The organism is Bacillus cereus group sp. BfR-BA-01408 (assembly GCF_022663305.1).
In the GTDB taxonomy this organism is placed as follows: Bacteria; Bacillota; Bacilli; order Bacillales; family Bacillaceae_G; genus Bacillus_A; species Bacillus_A pacificus.
The window spans coordinates 21,189-28,976 of record NZ_JAKUFF010000059.1 but is presented as its reverse complement, the minus strand read 5'-3'; the positions used below and the strand labels follow the sequence as shown (position 1 = coordinate 28,976).

Below are 7,788 nucleotides of genomic sequence, written 5' to 3'. Positions count from 1 at the left end.
CTGGGCAAATCATTAAAGAAAAATGTACGACATGCCACGGTTCTGGTAAAGTACGTAAACGTAAAAAAATCAACGTTAAAATTCCAGCAGGTATCGATAATGGTCAACAAATCCGTGTATCTGGAAAAGGTGAAGCGGGCGTAAATGGCGGCCCAGCAGGAGATTTATATGTTGTTGTTCATGTAAGAAATCATGAATTCTTTGAGCGCGAAGGAGATCACATTATTTGTGAAATGCCATTAACATTTGCGCAAATGGCACTTGGTGATGAAGTAGAAGTTCCTACTGTTCATGGTAAAGTGAAGCTGAAAATTCCAGCAGGAACACAAACAGGAACAGAATTCCGCCTAAAAGGAAAGGGTGCTCCGAACGTACGTGGATACGGTCAAGGAGATCAATATGTAGTCGTGCGTGTTGTTGTACCGACGAAATTAACTTCACAGCAAAAAGATTTATTGCGTGAATTTGCAGGACAAGAAGAGCAGGATGATAGTTTATTCGGAAAGCTTAAACGTGCTTTCAAAGGGGAATAATGGAAATAAAAAATGGAGTTGGTAAATTGTGAAATGGTCAGAAATTAGTATTCATACAAAAGAAGAAGCAGTAGAAGCTGTCTCTCATATTTTACATGAAGCTGGTGCTAGTGGAGTTGCGATTGAGGATCCGGCAGAGTTGACGAAAGAGCGCGAGCAACAATATGGTGAAATTTATGCATTGAACCCAGATGAGTATCCGGCGGAAGGTGTATTAATAAAAGCATATTTCCCGCAAACGGATTCTTTACATGAAACAATTGCAGGTGTAAAATCATCTATTGATGTGCTTCCATCTTACGACATCGAAATTGGTACTGGAAATATTACCGTTAACGAAGTCAATGAAGAAGATTGGGCTACTGCTTGGAAAAAATATTACCATCCAGTACAAATTTCTGATACATTCACAATTGTGCCGACTTGGGAAGAATATACACCATCTTCTCCGGAAGAAAAAATTATTGAATTAGATCCAGGTATGGCATTTGGAACGGGAACTCATCCGACAACAACGATGTGTATCCGTGCTTTAGAAAAAACAGTACAGCAAGGTGATACGATCATTGATGTAGGAACAGGTTCTGGTGTACTGAGTATTGCAGCAGCGAAATTAGGTGCGTCTTCTGTTCAAGCATATGATTTAGATCCGGTTGCGGTTGAAAGTGCAGAAATGAATGTACGTTTAAATAAAACAGATGATATTGTATCTGTTGGACAAAATAGTCTTTTAGAAGGTATTGAAGGTCCTGTTGATTTAATCGTAGCTAACTTATTAGCAGAAATTATTCTATTATTCCCTGAAGATGCAGCGAGAGTTGTGAAGTCAGGCGGATTATTTATTACATCGGGCATTATTGCTGCGAAGGAAAAAGTAATTTCTGAAGCGTTAGAAAAAGCTGGATTTACAATTGAAGAAGTGTTACGAATGGAAGATTGGGTAGCAATTATTGCACGAAATGCGTAATATAGATTTTAGTCTATAATGAAAAGGGGAGTCTCTCACTATAAGGTGAGGGACTTGCCGTTTGTTATATGAAAAATGATAACGTTTCGTTCTTTTCGTAAGTATTGGCTTACGAAAGGAACGAAACTCTACTAAGGTGATTATATGCAACGTTATTTTGTAGAAGAGAAATATGTAAATGAGACAAGTATTCGCATTGTAGGTGATGACGTCCATCATATCGCAAGAGTAATGCGTATGTCAGCTGGAGATCACATTTATTGCTGTGTAAACGGAAAAACAGCCGTATGTTCAATTGATGAAATTACCAGTGAATTTATTAATACGGCTATTGTAGAATGGGTAGAGGCGTCAAGTGAACTTCCTGTTTTCGTGACGATTGCAAGTGGACTGCCGAAAGGAGACAAGCTAGAGTTAATTTTTCAAAAAGGAACTGAGCTTGGGGCAGCTGCATTCTTACCATTTCAAGCATCTCGCTCTATCGTAAAATGGGATGCAAAAAAAGCTGATAAAAAAGTTGAGCGTTTAAGAAAAATTGTGAAAGAAGCTGCGGAACAATCACATAGAAGTGAAATTCCAGAAGTACACGCCCCAGCATCGTTTAAACAATTGCTGTCAATGAGTGGTGAGTATGATGTTTGCCTTGTTGCTTACGAAGAGGAAGCGAAACAGGGCGAGAAATCTAATTTTGCGAAAGCTTTAACGATGATGAAACCAGGTCAAAAGTTATTGATTGTATTTGGCCCAGAAGGCGGTTTGGCTGAGGAAGAGATTACGGCGCTTCGTGAACATAAATTTGTACCATGTAGTTTAGGACCAAGAATTTTAAGAACAGAAACGGCGCCGTTATACGCGTTAAGTGCTGCTTCGTATCATTTTGAATTGATGGGGTGATGATCAATGTCAACTGTTGCGTTCCATACGTTAGGTTGTAAAGTAAACCACTATGAAACAGAAGCCATTTGGCAATTGTTTAAACAAGGTGGATATGAAAGAACTGAATATGAAAAAAAAGCTGATGTATATGTTATTAATACATGTACAGTAACGAATACGGGGGATAAGAAAAGTCGTCAAGTTATTAGACGTGCTGTTCGTCAAAACCCAGATGCGGTTATTTGTGTAACAGGATGTTATGCACAAACATCTCCAGCGGAAATTATGGCGATTCCAGGTGTAGATATTGTAGTTGGTACACAAGATCGTGAAAAGATGTTAGGATACATCGAAGAATTCCGTAAAGAGCGTCAGCCAATTAATGCTGTGCGTAACATTATGAAAACACGTGTATATGAAGAACTTGATGTACCTTACTTCACGGACCGTACACGTGCATCTTTAAAAATACAAGAAGGTTGTAATAACTTCTGTACATTCTGTATTATTCCTTGGGCGCGTGGTTTAATGCGCTCTCGCGATGGGAAAGAAGTTATTAAACAAGCGCAGCAATTAGTAGATGCAGGCTATAAGGAAATCGTATTAACAGGTATTCATACAGGTGGATACGGTGAAGATATTAAAGATTATAACTTAGCTGGATTACTTCGTGATATGGAAGCGGAAGTAGACGGATTAAAACGTCTTCGTATTTCTTCTATTGAAGCGAGTCAGATTTCAGATGAAGTAATTGAAGTGTTAGATAAGTCTGAAGTAGTTGTACGTCACTTACACATTCCATTGCAATCTGGATCTAATACTGTATTAAAGCGTATGCGTCGTAAGTATACGATGGAATTTTTCCAAGAGCGCTTAGATCGTTTGAAAGAAGCGTTACCAGGTCTTGCGATTACATCAGACGTAATCGTTGGTTTCCCAGGTGAAACAGAAGAAGAATTCATGGAAACATACAATTTCATTAAAGAGAATCGCTTCTCTGAGTTGCACGTATTCCCGTACTCAAAACGTACAGGAACACCTGCAGCGCGTATGGAAGATCAAGTTCCTGAAGATGTGAAGAATGATCGTGTTCACCGTTTAATTGAACTATCTAATCAATTAGCGAAAGAGTATGCATCACAGTTTGAAGGAGAAGTACTTGAAATTATTCCAGAAGAACAATTTAAAGAGGGCGACCGTGAAGGCCTATATGTAGGTTATACAGATAACTACTTGAAAATTGTATTTGAAGGATCAGAAGAATTAATCGGTAAACTAGTGAAAGTAAAAATCACAAAAGCTGGTTATCCATATAACGAAGCGCAATTTGTTCGTGTCCTTGAAGATGATGTGAAAAAGGAATCAGCAAGCGCATAAAGTGAAACTTTAATGAGCGTGGGATTCATTCCCCGCTCATTATTAGCCCGGACCAATCGGGATAAAAAAGCATGCAAACGGAAACGATTTGCATGCTTTCTTTTTTAGTGGAGAAGTTAAGTACTGAAAATGTATGAAATGAGTAGTTGTTTCGTACGTTCCTGCATGAAAAAAGGTGTAATGATAAAAATATAGTTTGCCTTCAGGGGAAAGGATAACAGCTATCTGCATAGTTTTTGAAAAAGGAAGAGCATCTATTCTTCTTTTATTCTGCCAAATAGTTGACCTGAAGTGATAAAATGTATTATAATCGTAAAAGACATGCTGAAGAAGTGTTTCTTTTTGCATGCTGGAGTTAGTATGTAAGTGTGATGTTTCGGAGGGAGGGAAAGAGAATGTCAAAAACAGTCGTTCGTAAAAACGAGTCTTTGGAGGATGCACTTCGCCGTTTTAAAAGATCGGTTTCTAAAACTGGTACACTTGCTGAAGCAAGAAAGCGCGAGTTTTATGAAAAACCAAGTGTAAAACGTAAGAAGAAATCTGAAGCGGCAAGAAAGCGTAAATTCTAAGAGAGGGTGTAAGTTATGAGTCTTCTCGGTCGTTTAAACGATGATATGAAACAAGCGATGAAGAATAAACAAAAAGAAAAATTAACCGTCATTCGTATGGTTAAGGCTGCTTTACAAAATGAAGGTATTAAACTACAGCATACTCTTACTGAAGAAGAGGAACTAACAGTTTTAGCTCGTGAAGTAAAACAGCATAAGGACTCCCTCCTTGAATTTAAAAAAGCTGGTCGTGAAGACCTTGTTAATAAACTGCAAAGTGAAATTCAGATTTTAAGCGCATATTTGCCGGAGCAATTAACGGAAAAAGAGCTAGTTGATATAATCAAGCAAGTTATTTCTGAAGTTGGTGCGACTTCTAAAGCGGATATGGGCAAGGTGATGACTGCTGTTATGCCGAAAGTAAAAGGTAAAACAGATGGATCGCTTGTGAATAAGCTGGTTATCCAGCTATTAGCATAAAAAAACGTCTCATTTCTTATGAGACGTTTTTTTATGCTTTTTTTCAGTTTGGACGTGATATTACAAGCTCTTTTTTCATACATATGGGATGAGAGGGGGTCTTTTGGGATGAAAAAATTAGAACAAATGAAGAATTGGTTAACGAAGCAAATAGACCTACCAGTGGATGTGCTAATGGATCTACCTCGGATCACGCTTGTTGGGCAAGTGCATATCTATATAGAAAATCATCGAGGTTTATTAGTGTTTTCAGATAAAGAAGTAAGATTGTTGTTAAAGCATGGTCAGTTATTAATTAAGGGGCAGTCCTTTGTTATTAAAACAATCCTTCCGGAAGAACTTTTGCTTGAAGGGATAATTGAGCAAGTGACGTTTTTAGAAGACGAACAGAAAGAGAAGTAAGGGAAACTTCCGTATGTGAAGTTTTTCTTCTTTATTCTAATGATTTGCTCCTACTATTTAGTTTATCCCGCTTTCATGGGCAGTAAGCCTACGCCTCAAAATTCAGCGAAAGCAAAGAAGTTAGGTGGGGGTCGGGCTGTCCGTTAAAGTCCGATCGGTGAGGGCTGATTAAAGTCTCACTTTATCCCGCTATTTATGGAAAATAAAACTCTTTATTTCATTTTCGTACGAGCTATTTTGCTAATTAAAGTGAAAAGTAGTGTGTCTACTTTTGGAAAGGTAGTGAAGGTAGTAGATGAAAAATAAATGGTTTATAAAGTGGCTTGGATATGTAAAGGTACGAATTGAAGGTAGAGGAGCGGAGCGGTTCGTTAACGAATGTGTGCGTAGAAAATTATTAGTTTGGGACGTTAAGAAAATTGCCGATGAAACGTTAGTTTTTTGTATGCTATTACGAGATGTGAAAAAAATAAAGCCGATTTATAGAAAAAATGAGTGTAAACTATATTTTATTGGGCGTTACGGTTTTCCATTTTGGAATAAGCGCTTAATTAAAAATAGTGGATTCTTAATTGGTTTTTTAATTTTCTTCTTTGGCATGATTGCATTATCGAATATGGTTTGGAAAATTGAAATTACAGGAGCGAAACCTGAAACAGAATATATATTGATGAAAGAATTGGACAAAATGGGTATTAAAAAAGGAAAATTACAATTCCAAATGCCTAGTGTAGAAGATGTACAACGTCATTTGACGGACAATATTAATGCGATTACTTGGGCAGGACTAGAAGTAAGGGGAACGACGTACCATTTTAAAATCGTTGAAAAAAATGAGCCGAAAAAAGAAAAAGAACAAAGGCCGCAAAATTTAGTGGCAAAAAAAGAAGCGATTGTTACAAAAACATTTGTTGAAGTTGGAAAACCAGTCGTTTTAAAAAATGATCATGTAGAAAAAGGTCAGCTTCTCGTATCAGGGATATACGGTAATGAGGAGAGTCCAACGATTGTTTCGGCGAAAGGTATTGTATATGGAGAAACGTGGTACACATCTGAGGTGAATGTACCACTCAAGACGCAATTTCAAGTATATACTGGTAATACGTATAATGAGCATTATCTTACATTTGGGAGTACGAAAATAAAAATATGGGGATTTCAGCATGATAAGTATAAACGCTCCCGTACGGAAAGTGTAAAACATGATGTGAAATTATTTGGTTTTACACTGCCGATTGCATATGAAAAAGATATAGTGCGAGAAGAGGAAGAGGCGAACCGAGAATATACAGAAAAACAGGCAATGAAAGTAGCGAAAGAAATGGCTGAAAAAGAACTAAAGAAAAAATTGGATGAACATGCTATGATTGTAAGTGATAAGATTTTGAGTAAAGAGGTTGAGGCGGATCAACTAAAAGTCACTTTGCATTATACTGTGATTGAAAATATTGCAGAGCCACAACCAATATCCGAATCCGATATTCAAGGAGACTGAGTAATGGCAGAACAATTAGTAGAAATGAACCAACAATTGGAAAATACTAACGAAGCAATCGCTCTTTTTGGAGTCAATGATGCTCATTTGAAAGTAATTGAACGGGAACTGAATGTATCAATCGTAACTAGAGGTGAAACTGTTCATGCATCTGGAGCAGTTGAAACTGTGACACTCGTAGAAAAAATCTTACAACAACTACTTGTTGTTATTCGAAAAGGTGTGTCAATTACAGAAAGAGATGTTGCGTATGCAATTCAGCTCGCACAACAAGGGAAAATTGCTCAATTTGAAGAGTTATATGAAGAAGAAATCTTTAAAACGGCAAAAGGTAAATCCATTCGTGTAAAAACGATGGGACAAAGAAGATATATTCATGCAATGAAGAAAAATGATATTGTATTTGGAATAGGACCTGCCGGGACTGGGAAAACATACTTAGCTGTAGTAATGGCTGTAAGAGCTTTAAAGCAAGGGTATGTAAAGAAAATCATTTTAACGAGACCGGCTGTAGAAGCTGGAGAAAGTTTAGGATTTTTACCAGGTGATTTGAAAGAGAAGGTAGATCCGTACTTACGTCCATTGTATGATGCTCTGCACGATATTCTTGGACAAGAATATACGCAGCGTATGATGGAGAGAGGTGTAATTGAAATCGCGCCTCTTGCTTATATGAGAGGACGTACGCTCGATGATTCATTTGTTATTTTAGATGAAGCGCAAAATACAACGGGTGCACAAATAAAAATGTTTTTAACAAGATTAGGTTTTAGTTCTAAAATGGTTATTACGGGGGATCCCTCACAAGTAGACTTACCAAAAGGGGTAAAATCAGGGCTTACGCTAGCTGCTAACATTTTATCTGGTGTATCAGGTCTTTCATTCATTACGTTAGAACAAACGGACGTTGTAAGGCATCCACTGGTACAACGTATTATTGAGGCATATGATAAAATGGAATGATCCTATTTGTCAGGATCATTTCTTTTTGTATTAAGGTTGGCGAACGGCATATTTTTTACTATCATAAAAGATAAGAGAAATAAACTATAGGTACTGGTGTATAAAAATGTTACCTAAAAGTATCGTTGGCTAGAAGAAATGAAAGCT

Annotated in this window: 8 protein-coding genes and 1 pseudogene; all 9 read left to right on the top strand. The window is 37.4% G+C overall.

The genetic code is table 11. The features are described 5' to 3' along the window. Window positions 1-533: pseudogene (gene dnaJ, locus MR083_RS20180) on the top strand (chaperone protein DnaJ); the annotation flags it as partial. A gap of 28 nt (window positions 534-561) precedes the next feature. Further along, window positions 562-1,500, top strand: coding sequence for a 50S ribosomal protein L11 methyltransferase (gene prmA, locus MR083_RS20175; protein WP_000872092.1), 939 nt, complete (start codon window positions 562-564; stop codon window positions 1,498-1,500). Between the two features lie 144 nt (window positions 1,501-1,644). Next, window positions 1,645-2,394: a 16S rRNA (uracil(1498)-N(3))-methyltransferase gene (locus tag MR083_RS20170; RefSeq protein ID WP_001190157.1), complete on the top strand. Its 750-nt coding sequence runs from the start codon at window positions 1,645-1,647 to the stop codon at window positions 2,392-2,394. A 6-nt stretch (window positions 2,395-2,400) separates the two neighbouring features. Then, a complete protein-coding gene (gene mtaB, locus MR083_RS20165) occupies window positions 2,401-3,753 on the top strand; it encodes a tRNA (N(6)-L-threonylcarbamoyladenosine(37)-C(2))-methylthiotransferase MtaB (RefSeq protein WP_000108677.1) in 1,353 nt (450 codons plus the stop codon). 395 nt (window positions 3,754-4,148) lie between these two features. Then, window positions 4,149-4,322, top strand: a complete 174-nt coding sequence (gene rpsU, locus MR083_RS20160; RefSeq protein WP_000048061.1) for a 30S ribosomal protein S21 — start codon at window positions 4,149-4,151, stop codon at window positions 4,320-4,322. Between the two features lie 15 nt (window positions 4,323-4,337). Next, window positions 4,338-4,781 (top strand): GatB/YqeY domain-containing protein, encoded by a 444-nt coding sequence (locus tag MR083_RS20155; protein ID WP_000054574.1) that lies wholly within the window; start codon window positions 4,338-4,340, stop codon window positions 4,779-4,781. 108 nt (window positions 4,782-4,889) lie between these two features. After that, window positions 4,890-5,183 carry a sporulation protein YqfC gene (gene yqfC / locus MR083_RS20150; protein WP_000732266.1) on the top strand — a complete coding sequence of 98 codons (294 nt, stop codon included), beginning with the start codon at window positions 4,890-4,892 and terminating at the stop codon, window positions 5,181-5,183. A 295-nt stretch (window positions 5,184-5,478) separates the two neighbouring features. Further along, window positions 5,479-6,678 carry a sporulation protein YqfD gene (gene yqfD / locus MR083_RS20145; RefSeq protein ID WP_000792484.1) on the top strand — a complete coding sequence of 400 codons (1,200 nt, stop codon included), beginning with the start codon at window positions 5,479-5,481 and terminating at the stop codon, window positions 6,676-6,678. A 3-nt stretch (window positions 6,679-6,681) separates the two neighbouring features. Then, window positions 6,682-7,641: a PhoH family protein gene (locus MR083_RS20140; RefSeq protein WP_000840516.1), complete on the top strand. Its 960-nt coding sequence runs from the start codon at window positions 6,682-6,684 to the stop codon at window positions 7,639-7,641. Window positions 7,642-7,788: the final 147 nt, after the last annotated feature.

Excerpts from the sequence above, each read along its gene's own strand:
- MR083_RS20170 (WP_001190157.1), top strand. The coding sequence starts at position 1,645 with ATGCAACGTTATTTTGTAGAAGAGAAATATGTAAATGAGACAAGTATT.
- mtaB (WP_000108677.1), top strand. The coding sequence starts at position 2,401 with ATGTCAACTGTTGCGTTCCATACGTTAGGTTGTAAAGTAAACCACTAT.
- rpsU (WP_000048061.1), top strand. The coding sequence starts at position 4,149 with ATGTCAAAAACAGTCGTTCGTAAAAACGAGTCTTTGGAGGATGCACTT.
- MR083_RS20155 (WP_000054574.1), top strand. The coding sequence starts at position 4,338 with ATGAGTCTTCTCGGTCGTTTAAACGATGATATGAAACAAGCGATGAAG.
- yqfC (WP_000732266.1), top strand. The coding sequence starts at position 4,890 with ATGAAAAAATTAGAACAAATGAAGAATTGGTTAACGAAGCAAATAGAC.
- yqfD (WP_000792484.1), top strand. The coding sequence starts at position 5,479 with ATGAAAAATAAATGGTTTATAAAGTGGCTTGGATATGTAAAGGTACGA.
- MR083_RS20140 (WP_000840516.1), top strand. The coding sequence starts at position 6,682 with ATGGCAGAACAATTAGTAGAAATGAACCAACAATTGGAAAATACTAAC.